The following is a 17,556-nucleotide window of genomic DNA, read 5'->3' as shown; positions in this document are numbered from 1 at the left end:
CCCATGCTGCGGGCCCTTTATTGGACAACCTCGTTTCACACCCCACGCACTCGACAACACTCCCGCGCCGCCGGAGCATCGGCGATCCCGGCATGGACTCGCGCGCCCCCAGGAGCGATAATCCACGCCAAGCCCGCCTCGCCCATCACCGGACAACTGCGGAAGGACACCCGATGGGCACGGCCAACCCCGTCATCTCCAAGTCGAAGTTCCTCTCCGGCCTGCAATGCCCCCTGCTGCTGTGGACCCAGTACAACGACCGCGACGTGATCCCGGCGCCGCCGCCGTCGATGCAGTACGTGTTCGACATGGGCCACACCGTGGGCGACCTGGCCAAGCTGCTGTTCCCGGGCGGCGTCGAGGTGCCGGCGGGCGCGGGCCCGGGCGACCGTCCCGACATCGAGGCGACGGTGGCCGTGACACGGGCGATGCTGCAGGAGCGGCGCCCCGTGTTCGAGGCCAGCTTCCTGTGCGACGAACCGGCGGGAAGGCGCTATGTGCGGGCCGACGTGCTGACGCCCGCGGCGGGCGGCGGCCAGGCGTGGGACCTGATCGAGGTGAAGTCGTCGACGCGGGTCAAGGAAATCAACCTGTGGGACGTGGCGTTCCAGGCCGGCACCATCGAGGGTGCGGGCGTGAAGCTGGACCGCCTGTACCTCATGCACATCGACACGAGCTACGTGCGCCAGGGGCCGGTGGAGCCGGAGCGTCTGTTCGCACGCGATGACGTGACCGACGAGGTGCGCGCGCTGATGCCCGAGGTGTCGCCGCTGTTCGCGCGGTTCGCCGCGACGATCGGCGGGGAGCGGCCGCAGGTGCCCATCGGCCCGCACTGTCGCGACCCGTTCCACTGCGCGATGCTGCCTGTGTGCTGGGGCAACCTGCCGGACAACAACGTCACCACCATGGTGAGGGCCGGCCGCAAGGCGTTCGGCTGGCTGGACCGCGGCTGGCAAGGCGTGGGCGATGTGCCCGACCGCGAGCTGTCGGGTCTGCAGCTGGTGCAGAAGGCGGCGGTGACCGCCGGTGCGCCGCACGTGGACCGGGCGGCGGTGCAGCAACTGCTCGCGCAGCTCGAGTACCCGCTGTGGCACCTCGACTTCGAATCGCTGAACCCGGCCGTGCCGCTGTTCGACGGCACGCGCCCGTTCGAGCAGGTGCCGTTCCAGTTCTCGCTGCATGTGCAGGAAGCGCCCGGCGAGCCTTCATCGCGGCACGTCGAGTTCCTCTCCGACACGCAGGACGATCCGCGGCCGGCGCTGCTGGAGGCGCTGCGGGCCATCGGTCCGCGCGGCACCGTGCTGGCCTTCAACGCCACCTTCGAACAGCAGGTGCTGGCGTCGCTGGGCCGTGCCTATCCGGCCCACACCGCGATGGCCGCCGACCTGGGCGCTCGCCTGCGCGACCTGGCCGACCCGTTCCGCACGTTCGCGGTCTATCATCCGGCCCAGCACGGTTCGTATTCGCTGAAGTCGGTATTGCCCGCGTGGACGGGCAGCGGCTACGAGGACCTGGTGATCGCCGACGGCCAGTCCGCGGGCCGCAGTTGGCTGCGCGCGGTGTACGCCACGGACCTGGCGCCGGGCGAGCGCGAGGCGATCCTCGGCGCCTTGCGCGCCTATTGCGGACGCGACACGGGCGCGATGGTCGAGCTGCTGGAAGTGCTGCGGCGCCTGGCCTGAGAATTCTAGCGAATCAGGTGCATCCGCACCGACCCGCCGGCCCCCGCGCTGACCAGGCGCGCCACATAGACGCCCGAGGCGGCGTTGCGGCCGGCGTTGTCGCGTCCGTCCCAGACGGCCTCGTGGCGCCCCGCGTTCACCTGTTCATCGACCAGCACGCGCACCAGGCGACCGGCCAGGTCGTACAGCGCCAGGCGTGCGTGGGCGGCGCGCGGCAGGTCGAAGGCAACCGTCGCGCGCGGGTTGAACGGGTTCGGCCAGCTGGCCAGGGCCAGCGACTCGGCGCCGCGCGGCACCGGCGCCACCAGCGAAGGCGGCGCGGGACAGGCCACTTCATGGCGGCCGATGAGGCCGCAGCCGTCGCTGTAGGCCGGGGACAGCGGTGAATCGTCGCGCAGCGTGTAGTCGCCGGCGGCAAGGTCGCAGTAGAACGGGTCGACCTTCACGTTGCCCGCCGTGTCGAGGTAGGGCAGCAGTGCGCCCGTCCAGTCGCCGCCCAGGTTGCCGAACAGGTCGGTGCAGGACGGCGAGACCGTGGCGCCCGCCCCGGACACGAGCACGGCCTGGCCCTGGTTGTGCGAGACGAGGACCTGCGTGAGATCCCAGGCGCCGGCGGTCACCTCCACGCCGTCGCCCTGGTTGTCGACCACGGTCACCCGCGCGATGCCGCAGAGCGCGCCGGCACGCGTGCTGCCCACCTGCAGGCCGGCGCCGCCGTTGCCGGCGATGGTCGACTCCTCGATGACCAGCGGATCGAACACGCCCGTCAACGCCACGCCGCCGGCCAGGTTGCCGACGATGTCGCAGCCGCGGATGTCGATATCGTGGGCCGGATCCTTGTCGGGCGAGCCGCTGGCCGTGCCCTGGTCCCTGACGCCGGGACCCGCGGCTCCGGAATCGTCGGGGCCGGACTTGCCGTCACTGCGCAGGTAGCGCCCCACACCCCAACCGCCGTTGCCCGCCAGCCGCACGCCATCCAGGCGCAGCGCCGCGTCGGCGACGTCCGTAGCCACGCCGCTGAGGCCGTTGCCGCACGCCTCGCCGCCGGTCATGATCACGGCAGAACCCTGCGAATTGGCGATGCCGTGCCCGGCATTGCCGTTGACGGTGCAGCCGTCGAGGAGCAGCCCCTCGAAGTCGCTCGAGGTGCGGATGCCGTGGCTGGTGGTGCTCGAATCGACGCGGCACTGGCGCAGCGTCATCCCGCCGCCCTCCTGCCAATAGCGGATGCCGCTGCCGTTGCCCACGAACGCGCAGCCCGTGACTTCGGCGTGGGGTGACGGGTTCATCTGCGTGAACATGAGGCCGACGCCGTTGTCGCGCACGATGCAGTCGCTCATCGTCAGCCCGAAGGTGAAGCCGCCCGCGATGCCGGCCGTGGCATTGCCGCTGAAGGCGCAGTCATCGAGCACCAGCCAGCCGCCGTTCGACGCCACGCCCACGTTGCCGTTGCGCGCCGTGCACCGGGTCAGGCTCAACCACACGCGCGGGTTCAGGCCGTTGACCGTGCGAAGAACGGCCACGGCCGTGTCGGCGTCGGCGAACGAAATGCCCGCGATGCGCAACCCGTGCGCATCGGAAAGATCGGTGTCGAGGAAGCGGAAGCCGTCCTGCCCGGCGCAGGCGACGATGCAGGAGCCGGGGTCGCCGTCCGCCGAGACGATGACCAGGCTCTTGTCGGCCCAGGCCACGGGCGCGTTGCCGGCGCCACTGTACGTCCCGCTGGCCAGGCGCACGGTGTCGCCATCGGCCGCGATATCGACGGCGAACTGGATGGTCGCGAACGGCGCGCCGACAGTGCCCGCGGCGGCGTCACTGCCGGCAGGACTGACATGCCAGGCCACCGGCGCGGCCCCGGCCGCAGAAGCGAGCGGCGCCGTGAGCAACAGGCAGGACAGCAGGGTGCGGGCAGACATCAGGTACCCCCGAGCTTCAGAACTTCGCGATGCGCCGTCAAGGATGCCGTCCCCCGCGTGCCGCCACGGCTCACCGTGGCGCTGGAACGAGTATACCACGGGAGAGCCGTCGGGAATGGACGTATCGCACATGAAAGCCGCTATTTACGTCGAAAATTGAGGATCAGGATTCGCCGGCCGGAAAGGCGAAGAAACCGCCGCGGGCCCTCACCGGGCCCGGGCGGGAATCCTGCGATATCATCGGGAGCGCGGCGACGGGAGCCGCCGCGGCCCACGGCCTTCCTACTTCACAAGCGCCAGCAGCTGCGAGCGCACCTGCCCGTCGGCCTCCAGCCGCACGGCATAGGCGCCCGCGCTCACGGGCCGGCCGCTGTCGTCGCGGCCGTCCCAGGTGACGGTGTGCGCTGTCGCCTCCATCGGCCCGCTGACCAGCGTGCGCACCAGCCGTCCTGCCAGGTCGTACACCGCAAGCCGCGCGAAGCCGGCGGTCGGCAGGTCGAAGCGCAGGGTGGTCGAGGGATTGAACGGGTTCGGCTGCGCCGCGTGCAGGCGCAGCTGCGCGGGCTGGACATCGGGCGTGCCCGAAGCTGTGCCCACCACGAGTTGGCCGGCCTGGGCCGCCTGGTAGCCGTTGTCGCTCCCGTCGAGATCGCCGTACACCCAGGGTCCGCCGGCGAATCCGTAGCGGAATGCACAGGCATACGTTCCGGAAGCGCCCACCGTGAACCACCCGCGGAAGACATCGAGGCCGTGGACATCCCGGTAGTAGGTCGCAGGTGCCCAGAGCCAGCCGCCGGCGGCAGGATCGGAGCCGCTCGGCCCCCAGCCTGCCTGGGCCAGCAACCCGGGCGTGGCGCCGGCGAGCGACGTGACGCCGATGATCTGGACGTATCCCGTCAACGGCCCGGCCACACCCGCGGCCGCCGCGTACACGACGGGCGGCCCGGCCAGGTTGCACCAGTCGATGTAGGTTCCGCAGCCGACGCCGCGCGCGCCGATCGGGCCGCAGGCCGGATCGTCGTCGCCCGTGCACGGCGACGCGGCGCTGATCGACCACGGGTCCTCGGGGATCGCGCTGCCGCAGTAGATCGGGTCGGCGCTCAGGTTGCCGTCCAGGCCGGCAAACGGCGCCAGCGCCCCGACCCAGTCGCCGCCCGTGTTGCCCCACACGTCGGTACATTCCACGCTGAGCGCGCCGGGCACCATGCCGGCGATGGAGGCCGCCGTGACATGCCCGCTGATGATGGTGCGCGACACGGACACACCCATGACATCGGTGGCCGGGTCGTGGCCGCTCTCGAAGCGGAGGCTGAGGCCCGCGCCCGTGTTGCCGTCGATGGTGTTCCGCGTCACGACGAAGTTGCCGGTGACGGGGCTCGGGTAGGTGGGCGGGACGAGCGGCCTGAGTTCGAGCCCGGGCCCGCCGTTGTTCGCGATGACACAGCCGCTGACGCTCCCGGCCGTGCGCGTGACCAGACCCGTGAAGCCGGCGCCGCCGTTGTCCAAGATCGTCGAGTCCGTCACGTTGATGTTGCCGAACAGCGTCGTGGCGCTGAAACAGCCGATGCCGCCCGCGTCGTTCCGCTCGAAGGCGCTGGTGCCGACCGTGACGCCGCCTGGATCACCGGCCATGATGTCGAACCGCAGGCCCCAGCCGACGTTGTCGGCAAACGTGCAGCCGGTGTAGGTCACCGCGTACTTGACGCTGGCGCCATGGCCGCCGTTGTCCGCGAACGTGCAGTTGCTGAAGTTCTCGCTCTGCCACAGCGTGTTCGTGCAGAGATAGCCGTCCTGGACGTTCCCGCTGAACTCGCAGTCCACGTAGAGATTCTGCGTCGGGAAGGAGCAGTAGGCTCCCGACCGGTACCCCGACACGCCGTTGCCGACGAACTGGCACCGCACGAAGCTGTGGCCGCCGATGGCGTGCACCGACCGTGAAACGCCACCGCTGCCGGAGTTGGCGGAGAACGAACAGTCGGTCGCCGTGAACATGCGGCGCGCATAGCCCACATAGAAGCCGTTGCCGGTGTTGGCTTCGACACGCACGTGGTCCAGCACCGGCGCCGCGCCGGTCGCCGCCTCGGAAGCGCCGTCCGGCATCATCAGCGCGCCGGCGGTGTCACCGCTCGTCCGGGCGCCCATCACCGTCAGGCCGGACAACTCGGCCGGCGCGCTATAGAAGCCGCTGAAGATGAACCCGTAGTGCAGCGTCACGCCGTCGTGGGTGCAGTCGATGATGCACGATTGCGGCTGTCCCGAACTCGACGCCACACGGATGGCCTTGCCGTGAAGGTCGATGTCGCGATTGCCGGTGCCGGAGTAGGTGCCGTCCGCCAGCAGCACCGTGTCGCCGTCGCTCGAAGCGTTGATCGCCGTCTGCACCCTGGCCATCGGCAACAGCGCCGTGCCGGGGTTGAGGTCACTGCCCCACGGGGCCACGTACCGGGTTGTGGCGACGGCATCGGTGGCGGCGAGGGCGAAGATGATGATCGCGGTCGCGAACGCGAGCGCGGCCAAACGGTGAGGAATGACCCGATGAGTATGCATATCTCGTGACCCCCCATGCAGAACTCCACGGGCGAGAACACCTTGCCCACCGCCGCAGCGGCGACATGGGCAGGCCCCGGCATGGTAGCGCAAATGACTACATATTTTCAATATTATTCACGGTCCGCCGCCGCGACAACCGAATCGCCCTACTTCACCAACCCCATCAACAGCGACCGCATCTGCCCGTCGGACATCAGTCGCGCCAGAAGCTGCCCGGAGGCCAGCCGCTGGCCGGTGTCGTCGCGACCGTCCCAGACGATCTCGTGGTGGCCGGCGCCCAGGTCGGCGTCGACCAGCATGCGCACGCAGCGACCGGCCAGGTCGAACACCGACAGGCGCACGCGTCCGGCGCTCGGAAGCTCGTAGCTGATGGTCGTCTGCGGGTTGAACGGGTTTGGCCGGTTGGGGAGCAATCGCAGGACGACCGGCCCGGCGCCGGGAACGTCCGAGACATACTGGCCGTGCAGTTCCTCCGAGAATGCGCCGGCGTTGCCATGCGTGTCGATGAACTGCACGCGGTAGTAGTACCCGGCCAGGTCGTGTTCGACGAAGTACGGATTGTTCGGGCAGCCGACGGGCTCGCCGGCCACGAAGCCGGGCTCGGTGCCGCGGAACACGCACACCGAACGAAGGTCGAGGATCGGCGGCAGGCTCCAGGTCAGGGTGCGGAAGCCCTCGGACTCCACCAGCTCGACGACCGGCGCGGGCGGCGGCAGGTTGTCGAACGAGCAGGCGCTGTCGGCGGCCGATGTGTAGGTGACACCGGGCGCGGCCGTCAGCGCCACGACGCGATAGGGTGCCAGCGGTGCGGGCTGGCCCAGCACCATGATGTCGGGCGTAGTGACCACGACGCTGTAGGTGTCGGCGCCGGTGGCGGCAAGGGTGCCCAGCGTCTGCCAGGCCAGGCCCCAGTGGCGCTGCACGAGGTATTCCTGCACGGGCAGGGTGGCCAGCTCGGAGTCCCGCTGATGGCGCGGCCAGGACACGGAGAGGGCGCCGCCCTGGTCGCCGGGCACGTCGCGCAGGATGATCGGCAGTGGCGGCACCGTGTCGGGCGGTGCGGGGCACGTGGCGTCGAAGCGGCCGATGGTGCCGCAGCTGTCGCTGTTGGCCGCGGCGAGGGGTGAATCCTCGCGCAGCGAAGTAGTCGGCGGCGGTCAGCCCGCAATAGAGCGGGTCCACCGACAGGTTGCCGTAGAGCCCGAACTGCGACTGCACGGCGCCGACCCAGTCGCCGCCGCCGTTGCCGAACAGGTTCGAGCAGCCCAGCGTCAGGTCGCTGCCGGTCAGCACCTTGGCCGCAGCGCCCCGGTTGTTCGTGACCAGCAGGTTCGTGGCCGTGCACCGGCCCGCCACCACGTCGATGCCGTTGCCGCGGTTCGCGACGATCGTCAGCGAAGTAAGCTGGCAGGTCGCCTCGGCGGTCGTGCCGCCCAGTTGCAGCCCGAGGCCCTGGTTGTCCGCAACGAGGCTGGACGTGACGCGGATCGGGTCGTAGGCGCCCGCGATCGCGACGCCGCCGGCGCCGTTGCCCGAGACCTCGCAGTTGTTGATGCGGATGTGATGGGCCGGGTCCTTGTCGCTCTTGCGGGGCCCCATGGGAACCATCGGCGCCTCGAGCGCAGCCCAGGTGAACGGGCCGATGCCCCACGACGTGTTGCCGACGATGGTGACACTCTCGAGGTCCAGTGCCGCGTAGCCGGCCGGCATGGCGATGCCCGAGGTGCCGTTGTCGGCGATGTACGTGTCGTTGACGACGAGATAGGTGCCCTGCGTGTTGGCGATGCCGTGCTGGGCGTTGCCGCGCAGGGTGCAGCCGTCGATGGTCAGGACGCTGAAATCGGAGCCGGCCCGCAGGCCGTGGCCGGTGAGGCTCGAATCGACGCGGCACTGCCGCAGCTCCATGTTCGCGCTCTCCTGCCAGTACCGGATGCCGGTGCCGTTGAGCGCGATGGCCGTGTTCTCCAGCACGACGGGACCGGGGCCGTACATCTGCGTAAAGAACAGACCGGTCCCGTTGCCCCGCACCTCGCAGCCGCTCATGGCCAGGCCGATCGCGTAGCCGCCGTGCAGGCCGGCCAGCTCATTGTCCGCCAGGACGCTGTCGACAAGCAGCACATTGCCGCCGTGCGAGGCCACGCCCACGTAGCCGTCGCGCAGGGCGCAACGGCTGATCTGCAAGTCGACCGGCGTGATGTTGCTGAAGCCGGTGCGCAGCACGGCAATCGCCGTGTCGGCGTCGACGACGGAAAGGTCGTTGAAGCGCACCAGGTGCGTGTCGGTGAGGACGGTGTCGAGGAAGCGGAATCCGTCGGCCCCGTTGCAGTCGATCACGCATTCCTTGCGGTTGCCGCTGTCGGACATGAAGGTCAGGCTGCGGTCGCTCCAGCGGACGTTGGCGTTGCCGGCGCCCGAGTACGTGCCGTCGAGGATGCGGATCGTGTCGCCGGCCGCGGCCAGGTCGACCGCGCGCTGGATCGACTTGAGCGGCTGCGCCGGGGTGCCTGGATAGTCGTCGTCGCCGCCGATGCCGATGAAAAATGCAGCGGCCACGCCCGCTGCCGGGAGCAGCATGGCAGCCATGGCCACCGCGCAGGCCGCCAACCCGAACGGCCGCAGCCGCATCGACCCCACGGCCGCGATCCATCGCAACATCGGGCCCATCCACATGAGGTGCCCTCCTATCCATTCGTGCCCTGGAGCCTGGCTACCGCTGCAACTTCCGGCCACACCGGTCGCAAAAATCCCGAAAGGTCTCGCGACGCTCTCATGATAGGACAATTATAAACGTGATGCCGCAAGCACGAAGTGCCGGCATGCGGCGGCAGAACGCAGCGGGGCCGCGGGATCCCCTTAACGCGCTGCCCGCCCGTCCCCGACCAGAGACACCTTCGCCACCACCAGCGCCGCCCCGGAGGCCGCCCGCACCAGGTACATGCCGCCCGGCAGGCGGGCGCCCTGGTCGTCGGTCCCCGTCCCAGCGCAATGTCAGCACGCCGGCAGCGGCGAAGCCGTCGTGGAGCTGCCGCACGCGGTGGCCGGCCACGTCGTGGATGTCGACCCGCAGCAGCGCCGCGCCGCTCATCCCGACGGCGAACTCGACGGCGGGGTTGAACGGGTTGGGCCAGGCCTCGAGCGAGGCGATGAGCCCGGAGGCAGGCACGCCGCCGGTCCCCGGCACGGGCGAGGCGCCGCCGCCGTTGTCGTTGCGCCACAGGTGGATGTTCTGCGGCGTGTTCCAGGCGATGCTGACGATGTCGAGGTCGCCGTCGCCGTCAAGGTCGACGGTGCGCGCGCCGAGGTGGCTCTCGATGCCGGTCGCGAGCACGTTCAGGCTCAGCACGCCGGCGCCGTTGCCCGTCCACACCTGCAACCGCAGGTTGCCGTAGTGCTCGGCCAGCACCAGGTCGACGTTGCCGTCCTGATCCATGTCGGCCACGTCCATGCTGTTGGTGCTGCCCTGCGTGACGACGGGGTGCGCCGTCCAGCTGCCGGCGAATGCGTTCAGCGGCTGCTCCCACCAGATGGTCGAGGCGTTGTTCGGCATGCCGTTCTCTTCGCTCGCGACGATGTCGAGCCGGCCGTCACCGTTGAAATCGCCGAGCTCGGTGCGATCGGGGTAGTCCGCCTCGGTGAAGGTGGCCACCTGCGTGCCCGACCAGTCGGCGCCGCCGTCGCCGGGATTGCGGTACCAGAAGACACCCTTGGCGTTGCCGGTGGTGGCGGCGACATCGAGCTGGCCGTCGCGATCGACGTCGCCCAAAGCAAAGCCCTCATCGGACGGCGCCGCGTTGATGCGCACGCGCGGCCACGCACCGGCAGCGGGATTGGCCGGGATGCGGAAGTAGTAGATGCCGCCGCCGCTCGAGATGGCGACCTCGGGCTTGCCCCCGCTCTCGATCTGCCCCAGGCGGTAGCCCTGCGCGCCCTCGGGATGGCTGGCGACAGGCACCGCGCCGATGAGCACCTGGCTCCACGCGGTAGCGCCGGCATTGGTCGCCTCGAGCCAGTAGAGGTTCAGGTCGCCGACGGTCTTCTGCGCGATGATGTCGGCAAAAGCATCGCCGTCGACGTCGGTGACCGCGAAGGCGCCCATGCCGACGGGCAGCGCCACGCGCGTCCACGCGCCCAGCATGTCGCCCCCTGGATTGTGGAACCAGTACTGGTCCGAGACGATGTCGACCAGTCCGTCGCGATCGACGTCGCCGAAGCCGAGGCTGAGCGTCTGCGAGTGCTGGTTGTTGACGAGCTTGTAGGTCCACTGGTCGATGGGAATGGCTTGGGCGGAAGCGGCGGCCAACAGGAGGAACAGGACAAGCAGGCTGCCGGCGGACGGTCGTTCCAGACGCACGGCACCCGCGCACCGCCTCCATCGCTCAGGGTGGGCCATGTCGGGAGTCCTTTCGGGGAGGGTCGTAGTGCATGGATATGATACTTAATTTGTCTTGTATGGGCCAGCGAGGTCGTCGGTCCGTTGACGCGACCTCTTCAACCGTGGCATGACCGCTCCGTTGGCCGCGACAGGCGGGACCACGCACACCGGAGGGCGTTGCTGATGAGCCGTCACCGTTTCCCCCTCGTCACGACGCTGCCTGTGGCTTTGGCACTGGCGCTGGCCGGCACGGCCACGATGGCAATGGCGCAGGACCCCGCCGCAACCACGCCGGCCACCTCCACGCAGCTGGACAAGCGCTTCGAGGCACTCGACCACCGGCTGGATACGCTGGAGAAGGCGGTCGACGACGTCCTCTGGTACCACCGGGTGGGCGACGTCGCCGCGATCGACAAGGTCTTCATCACCGGACCGCCGCGCGCGCATGTGGAGAATCCGACCGCGATGGGCGCCAACAACCCGCTGAAGTTCTGGGCCTATACCTTCGTGCCCAGGGACCTGGACCGCGCGAAGAAGCACCCGCTCATCGTGCTGCCCCACGGCGGCGTGCACGCCAACTTCACCACGTACCACACGCACATCATCCGCGAGCTGATGGCGCAGGGCTACGTGGTGGTGGCGCCCGAGTACCGCGGCAGCACCGGCTACGGCAAGACGTTCTACGAGAATATCGACTACGGCGGCCTCGAGATCGCCGACAACAACGCCGCACGCGACTTCATGGTCGAGAACTTCGAGTACATCGACGGCACGCGGGTGGGCGTGGTCGGCTGGAGCCACGGCGGGTTGATCGCGCTGATGGATATCTTCGAGAATCCCAGCGAGTACGCGGCCTGCTTCGCCGGTGTGCCGGTCAGCGACCTGGTCGCGCGCATGGGCTACTACGAGGACGACTACCGCGAGGAATTCTCCGCTGCGTTCCACATCGGCAAGACCGCGAACGAGGACGTGGCCGAGTACCGTCGCCGTTCGCCCGTCAACCACGCGGCAAAGCTGGCAACGCCGCTGCTCATCCATACCAACACCAACGACGACGACGTGAACGTGCTGGAAGTCGAGCACCTGATCCGCGCGCTGAAGGCCGAGGACAAGGAATTCGAGTACGAGATCTTCCAGGACGTGCCGGGCGGCCACAGCTTCGACCGCATCGATACGCGGGCGGCGCGCGAGACGCGGGTGAAGATCTGGAAATTCCTGGCGAAGTACCTCTCGCCGGCGACGCCGATCCGCTCGCTGGGCGAGTTGGACCGGGCGGCGTACCGGCGGAACCCGAACCCGGGGCAGGCAGCCCTTCATTGAACACGCCCGGTCATGAGCGGGCGCCGCCAACCGTGTTCGCCCCGACATCCCCGAGCGTATGACTCCTCGAAAGCACGAAACGGCGTGACGCCGTCGACCCGTCCTGGATGGACGGCCGGCAACTCCGCCTCCACCCTGTGCGACCGAGGAGAATCCGATGAATCTGCGAATGAAGACCGCGGTGGCGATGGTGCTGGCTTCCGCGCTGCTGCTGCCCACCGTGGCTGCGGCCCAATGCGAGGACTGGATCCAGGGCCCGATGGACGACGGCACGCTGCCCAACGGCTCGAACGGCAACATCTACGACTCCATCACGTGGGACCCGGACGGCGCCGGCCCGATCCAGGAACGGCTGGTGGTGGCGGGCAACTTCACCTCGATCGGCGGCGTGGCGGCGCAGAACATCGCGCAGTACGATCCGTCGACGGCGCAGTGGTCGCCGTTCGGGTTCGGCATCCCGCTTTCGGTGTACAGCCTGGTCGTGTTCAATGGTCAGCTCGTCGCCGGCTGCGACGGGGACAACGATGTGGGCACATTCGACCAGACCGTGCGGCGCTGGACGGGCACGACCTGGGAGGGCCTCTCGGCGACGAACACCGGCAACGTGAACGACATGATCGTCTACAACGGCTCGCTCTACATCGCCGGCACGTTCATGACGCACTTCACGACGCAGGCCAGCATCCCGGCACACTACATCGCGCGGTGGAATGCCGGCGCGAACCTGTGGGATGACGTCGAAGAGGCCGACTTCGGCTCGCAGACGGGCACGGCCGTGCGTGCGCTTGCGGAGTTCAACGGCGAGCTGTGCGCCGCCGGTTACAAGTTGGGCGCCATCCACCTCACGCACGGATACCCCGGCGGCGGGCTTTTCGCGACCGTCACCAACGGCACCGATGGTGGCGGCATCTACGACCTGGATGTGTTCGCAGGCGAACTGCTGGTCGTCGGCGGCTTCCGCACGTTCAACGGTGTTGTCTGCAACAACATGGTCGGTTGGAACGGAAGCACCTTCCACACCTTCGAGAATGGCGTCGACACTCCGGGCAATGTTGCCGCCACGATCTGGAGCGTGACAATCCACCAGGGCATCGTCATCGCCGGCGATTTCATCACGGCCGGCGCGGCGACGGTCAATCACGTGGCCTTCTGGCCGCCGGGCGGCTCGGCGTGGCAGGCGCTGGGCGGCGGCACCAACGACCGGGTCGAGGACACGACCTCGTACCGCAACGAACTGATTGCCGTGGGCGCCTTCACCTTTGCGGGCGGCACGGCCAACCACATCGCCCACTGGAACGGCAGCGTGTGGGCACCGTTCGGCGGCGGCAGCGCGAGCTACGTGCTCGCGATGACAACGTTCGCAGGCCGCCTGGTGGCAGGCGGCTCGTTCCAGCAGCCCACGCTCGGGCTGGGCACGGCCAGCAACATCGCCGGCTGGAACGGCGGCGCACTCAGCCCGTTCGGCACCGGCATGAACAACGCCGTCTATGCCCTGGAATCCTTCAAGTACCCGGGATTCAACGGCTCGAACGAGCTCATCGCCGGCGGCATCTTCACGACCGCAGGCGGCGTCGGCGCGCTGCGCATCGCGCGCTGGCGGGAGAACCCGATCAGCGCCTTCCCGCCCCCGGCCTGGGAGCCGATGGGCGCCGGTTTCAACTTCAACGTCTACTCCATCGAGCGCATGGGCGGCACGACGTACGCCGGCGGCAACTTCTCGTCGTCGGGCGGCACGGCCCTGCAGAGGGTCGCGCGCTGGAACGAGACCACCGACGTGTGGGAGAACATCGGCGGCATGCCCAGCGGCGAGGTGTACGCACTGAAGGAATACAACGGCTACCTCTACGCCGGCGGCACGTTCACCAGCGCGAACGGCATCGCCACCGGCGGCCTGGCCCGCTTCGACGGAACCAGCTGGTCGCAGGTGGGCGGCACCTTCAGCGGCTGGGTGTTCGCGCTGGAGGTCTACAACGGCAGCCTCATCATCGGCGGCCAGTTCCCCGGCCTGGCCGGCAGCCCGAACATCGCGCGCTGGGACGGCGCGAATTATTACAACCTGGGCTCGGGCGGCACGAACTCGGTGGGCGTGCGCGCACTCAAGACGAACGGCGGCCGGCTCTACGCCGGCGGCTACGCTCACCGCGGCGGGCGGCGTCAGCTGCAACAACATCGCCTGGTGGGACGGCGCCAGCTGGCACGACGCCTCGGGCGGCGCCAACAACGGCGTCGTGGCGCTGGGCACCCTGTTCAACGAGGTGCACGCGGGCGGCGAATTCACCAGCGTGCAGGGCGGTACCACGTACTCGCCGCGCTGGGCGCGCTACACCGAGACGGGCGTGCCCTGGATCTCGCTGAGCCCCTCGCCGTTCTCGCAGAACGTGAACCTGGGCGCCACCGTGATGTTCTCGTCGGCTGCCGGCGGCGGCTTCCCCGGCCTGAGCTACCAGTGGCTGCACAACGACGTGCCCCTGGTCGACGGCCTGGGCCCCTACGGCTCGACGATCAGCGGCTCGCAGACCCAGGTGCTGACCATCACCAACGTGGCCTTCGCCGACCAGGGCGGCTACAAGGTGGTCGTGTCCAACGGCTGCGGCAGCGTCACGAGCGGCATCGGCACGTTGAACCTGCTGTCGACGTCGGACGCGGCTTCTTTGGAGCCGCGCATCAGCATCTTCCATTCGATCGGGCCCAACCCCACCGGCGGCGAGTCGACACTCTCGTTCTCGCTGGCCCAGGACGCTTCGGTGCGCTACTCGGTGTACGACCTGCGCGGCCACCGCGTGCGGCAGGTGGATCTGGGGCGCATGCCGGCCGGCCGCTTCGAGGCGCGCTGGGACACGCGCGATGATGGCGGGCGCCAGGTGGCGGCGGGCGTGTACTTCGTGAGTTTGGACCTGGGTGGGGAGCGGTTGGGGGCGAAGAGGTTGACGATCGTGAGGTAGGTTTGTTGTTGGGGAGGGCTGCGCCCCCGGGGGCGCGGCTCTCTCGTCAGGTCATCCGAGTGGAAATGAGGTTGTCCAGTATTGGGCCTTCTTGATGGGCCCTCTATTGGACAACCTCGTTTTCGCGGTTGGAGGAAAGTTAATGAAGACAGAGGCTTCAGGCACCGCTCCCCCCGGACAGTACCATCTCAGGGACAGCTCTTGTTGTAGGTCGTGGCAAAGACCCCGATGTCGCTGAGGTTCACGAAGCCATCAGCGTGGAAATCCGAACGGAAGACATAGACACCGAGGTAGTAGTCGCTGGTGAACAGGGGCACGTCATTGAGGTCGATGATCAGGTCGCCGTTGATGTCGGCGCTGTTCATCTGCAGGTCGTTCAGCGGGGAGGTTATCGGAGTCGAACCCGTCGAGGCCGTCATCACGACCACCTGATCCCCCGCGGCCAGATCCGTGTGGCCGCCCCCGTAAAACGGGCCCGAGAATTCCGTGCAATATTCGAAGCCCAGACCGGCGCGGTACTCTGAATTGAAATCGGCAATCGCCGGATTGTCGCTGCACATGGACAAGCCCCCATCCCGGGCCTCCAGCCAGACGTCGACTGCGGGATAGCCGATGACCAGGACGTCGTCGCTGTCGCGGAGCTCGACGAGGATCGTCGCGTTGATGGTCCCCAGAAACGGGTCAAGGACCTTTGCGTTGGTCAGGCCGGGCCCTGTGCCGTCCGGCAGGACGTACAGCACCATCGTGTAGTCCGCGGAATCGGCGATGGGGAAGTGGACCTTCGAGTTTGCAGCGTCCGGTGGTCCGGCCTGCGTCGGCGGGGACACGAACGTGATCAGGAGTGCAGCCAGGCAGGCGAGGGGAATCTGGTTGGATTTCATGGTGGGCCTCCAGATCTCGAGGAACGGTCGCGCGAGGGCGCGAGAGGCGACCGTGCGCCACGCTAGCATTATTTCCGAGTATTTTGGTATGTTTTCCAGTGAGGTCACCGGCGAACGGCCGCGCCTGACGAGCGCGCCCGGCGCAAGTGCTTTTGGCACATCCTCTTGGCGGTCTGGCGTGGTGCGTCCGGCGACGACGATTGCCGCACCTGACCGCGCGTGCCATGAGTCCGGGCTTCAAAGCGAGGCTGTCTGGTAAGGGGCCCTCGCCGCAGGCCGTTTGCCGGACAACCTCATTGCCGCCCATCGCGTAGTGGACCACGGCGTCGTTCTTGGCACTGCAGAGAATCAGGCCCACCGGTTCGTGTTCGTCGGGGCCCATGAGGTGCTCGCGCGCGTAGTTGAGGTAGAGGTTCATCTGGCCGGCATCCGCGTGCGAGAACCGACCGAGCTTGAGGTCGACCACGACTAGGCAGCGCAGGGCGCGGTGGTAGAGCAGCAGGTCGATGCGGTACCACTCGTCGCCGATGCGGATGCGCTTCTGCCTCGCCACGAAGGTGAAGCCGGCGCCCAATTCCAGAAGGAACGACTCGAGATGACGCACGATAGCGTCCTCGAGGTCGGTTTCGCTGTACTCGTCCTTCAGGTCGAGGAACTCGAGGAGGTAGGGGTCGCGGATGTGGTGCCGCAGTTCGGCGGGGTCGACCGGCGCGGGTTTGCGGGCATTCTCGAGCATGCGATCCGGATCGGCGGAAGCGGAGACTCGTTCGAAGAACTGGGTGCTGATCTGGCGATCGAGCTGGCGGACGGACCATCCGGAGCGGATCGATTCGACTTCGTAAAGGGATCGGGCGGCGGGATTTTCGACGGACATCAGACGGACATAATGGGACCACGAGAGGGGGAACGGAATTGGCGTAACTGACGATTCGACAGGCGCTTGAAATTTTGCCGACAGTGTCGGCAATTTCTGCCAATCCGAAAAAAATGTTCTCATTTTGTAAAGTCCGCGTCTGGAGAATCCTCGTCCGAATCGAGGTTCCAGATCACGCGCCAGCCGTGCGAGCAGATCCTCGCCATACTCAGCACGAACCCGCCCTCCTTGCTCGTATTCGACAATCCGTCGACCAATCTCCCAGTACGCAGCCACAATGACGCTATTTGCCGAACGCACAACTGTGCCCCGAGCCTCATCCAGCAGGCCGGATATGCCCGTCACCAGCAGGTCGTAGTTCTCCGATGGACCGGCGGTTCGCGCGGGGATCTCTGCATTTACGGACTTTCGTTTCCTGGGCATGACTCCATCCCATTCCGCCGGACGTACCGACACGGTCCTGGTGCCAACGAGCGTTCACGGAAGCGGCGCGATGCGTCGCGGGCGATGGGCGCCCGCGGTGCAACGTTGCGGCTGATTCACTGCCGACGACGTACCGCGCGCGGAGCGCCAAACGAGCCGTTCCTGAGGAGTTGCTGGGGCTGCGCGATGACGCCGACGAGGCGGCCACGCACGCACACGCGATGGCGATGAGGCAGGCAGCAGGCCAGATGGCGCACGGGGCGACTTGCGCCGGCGCAAGTGCGGCTCATTGCGACGTAACCGATTGATTTTCGCACGGTTGGAATTCCGCCGTCAGTGACGGCAGAATGTGGCGACCCGACAAAACACCACACCTTTTGAGAAACGAATCTTATCGACACAGTCGATAGAATTGGGCATTAGCGCAAAACATCTGACGACATGCGCCGTGGCAAAGGCCTGAACTTCCGTCAGGCGGGCTTTCGTCATGTGCAGCCCAGTGCGGAGCATCACGCGTGCGCGTCAGGGCGGCGGTCAGCACGGGACTTCCCATGCGCAGGCCGCTGCGCGGCAGAATTGCGCCGGCGCAAGTTCCA

General features: G+C 68.0%; 8 protein-coding genes and 3 pseudogenes. 3 read left to right on the top strand and 8 right to left on the bottom strand.

Annotated features, from left to right (window positions below):
* Positions 1-173 precede the first annotated feature (173 nt).
* Complete coding sequence (locus tag IPG61_10365) at positions 174-1,682, top strand: DUF2779 domain-containing protein (protein MBK6734474.1); 1,509 nt, start codon at positions 174-176, stop codon at positions 1,680-1,682.
* Positions 1,683-1,687: 5 nt separating this feature from the next.
* Here the strand turns inward: IPG61_10365 and IPG61_10360 are convergent, their stop codons facing one another.
* The 6 genes and pseudogenes from IPG61_10360 to IPG61_10335 all read right to left on the bottom strand — a co-directional run bounded on the left by IPG61_10360 (position 1,688) and on the right by IPG61_10335 (position 10,499).
* Complete coding sequence (locus IPG61_10360; GenBank protein ID MBK6734473.1) at positions 1,688-3,598, bottom strand: right-handed parallel beta-helix repeat-containing protein; 1,911 nt, start codon at positions 3,596-3,598, stop codon at positions 1,688-1,690.
* A 282-nt stretch (positions 3,599-3,880) separates the two neighbouring features.
* Positions 3,881-6,145 carry a right-handed parallel beta-helix repeat-containing protein gene (locus IPG61_10355; protein MBK6734472.1) on the bottom strand — a complete coding sequence of 755 codons (2,265 nt, stop codon included), beginning with the start codon at positions 6,143-6,145 and terminating at the stop codon, positions 3,881-3,883.
* Positions 6,146-6,294: 149 nt separating this feature from the next.
* The gene (locus tag IPG61_10350) at positions 6,295-7,194 is read right to left on the bottom strand and encodes a hypothetical protein (GenBank protein ID MBK6734471.1); all 900 of its coding nucleotides are present in this window, start codon (positions 7,192-7,194) and stop codon (positions 6,295-6,297) included.
* Between the two features lie 265 nt (positions 7,195-7,459).
* Positions 7,460-8,053, bottom strand: a pseudogene (locus tag IPG61_10345) (right-handed parallel beta-helix repeat-containing protein).
* Between the two features lie 507 nt (positions 8,054-8,560).
* A pseudogene (locus IPG61_10340) lies at positions 8,561-8,803 on the bottom strand (DUF1565 domain-containing protein).
* Positions 8,804-8,915: 112 nt separating this feature from the next.
* Positions 8,916-10,499: a VCBS repeat-containing protein gene (locus IPG61_10335; GenBank protein ID MBK6734470.1), complete on the bottom strand. Its 1,584-nt coding sequence runs from the start codon at positions 10,497-10,499 to the stop codon at positions 8,916-8,918.
* A gap of 279 nt (positions 10,500-10,778) precedes the next feature.
* Between IPG61_10335 and IPG61_10330 the strand changes: the two genes are divergently transcribed.
* Together IPG61_10330 and IPG61_10325 are read left to right on the top strand one after the other, a co-directional pair.
* Positions 10,779-11,840 (top strand): S9 family peptidase, encoded by a 1,062-nt coding sequence (locus IPG61_10330; GenBank protein MBK6734469.1) that lies wholly within the window; start codon positions 10,779-10,781, stop codon positions 11,838-11,840.
* Positions 11,841-13,885: 2,045 nt separating this feature from the next.
* Positions 13,886-14,446: pseudogene (locus tag IPG61_10325) on the top strand (immunoglobulin domain-containing protein).
* A 524-nt stretch (positions 14,447-14,970) separates the two neighbouring features.
* Here the strand turns inward: IPG61_10325 and IPG61_10320 are convergent.
* Together IPG61_10320 and IPG61_10315 are read right to left on the bottom strand one after the other, a co-directional pair.
* Positions 14,971-15,525, bottom strand: coding sequence for a hypothetical protein (locus tag IPG61_10320; GenBank protein ID MBK6734468.1), 555 nt, complete (start codon positions 15,523-15,525; stop codon positions 14,971-14,973).
* Entirely contained in the window at positions 15,464-16,960 is a 1,497-nt protein-coding gene (locus IPG61_10315; GenBank protein MBK6734467.1) for a DUF1016 family protein, read from the bottom strand. Before IPG61_10315 ends, IPG61_10320 begins: the two co-directional genes overlap by 62 nt.
* Positions 16,961-17,556: the final 596 nt, after the last annotated feature.

The organism is bacterium (assembly GCA_016703265.1).
In the GTDB taxonomy this organism is placed as follows: domain Bacteria; phylum Krumholzibacteriota; class Krumholzibacteriia; order LZORAL124-64-63; family LZORAL124-64-63; genus CAINDZ01.
Note: the sequence above shows the minus strand (reverse complement) of the source record. Positions and strands in the feature narration are given on the sequence as shown.

What these genes read in the sequence shown, in the direction of transcription:
- IPG61_10365 (MBK6734474.1), top strand. Translation starts at nt 174, where the DNA reads ATGGGCACGGCCAACCCCGTCATCTCCAAGTCGAAGTTCCTCTCCGGC.
- IPG61_10360 (MBK6734473.1), bottom strand. Translation starts at nt 3,598, where the DNA reads ATGTCTGCCCGCACCCTGCTGTCCTGCCTGTTGCTCACGGCGCCGCTC.
- IPG61_10355 (MBK6734472.1), bottom strand. Translation starts at nt 6,145, where the DNA reads ATGCATACTCATCGGGTCATTCCTCACCGTTTGGCCGCGCTCGCGTTC.
- IPG61_10330 (MBK6734469.1), top strand. Translation starts at nt 10,779, where the DNA reads ATGGCAATGGCGCAGGACCCCGCCGCAACCACGCCGGCCACCTCCACG.
- IPG61_10320 (MBK6734468.1), bottom strand. Translation starts at nt 15,525, where the DNA reads ATGGTGCTGTACGTCCTGCCGGACGGCACAGGGCCCGGCCTGACCAAC.
- IPG61_10315 (MBK6734467.1), bottom strand. Translation starts at nt 16,960, where the DNA reads ATGCCCAGGAAACGAAAGTCCGTAAATGCAGAGATCCCCGCGCGAACC.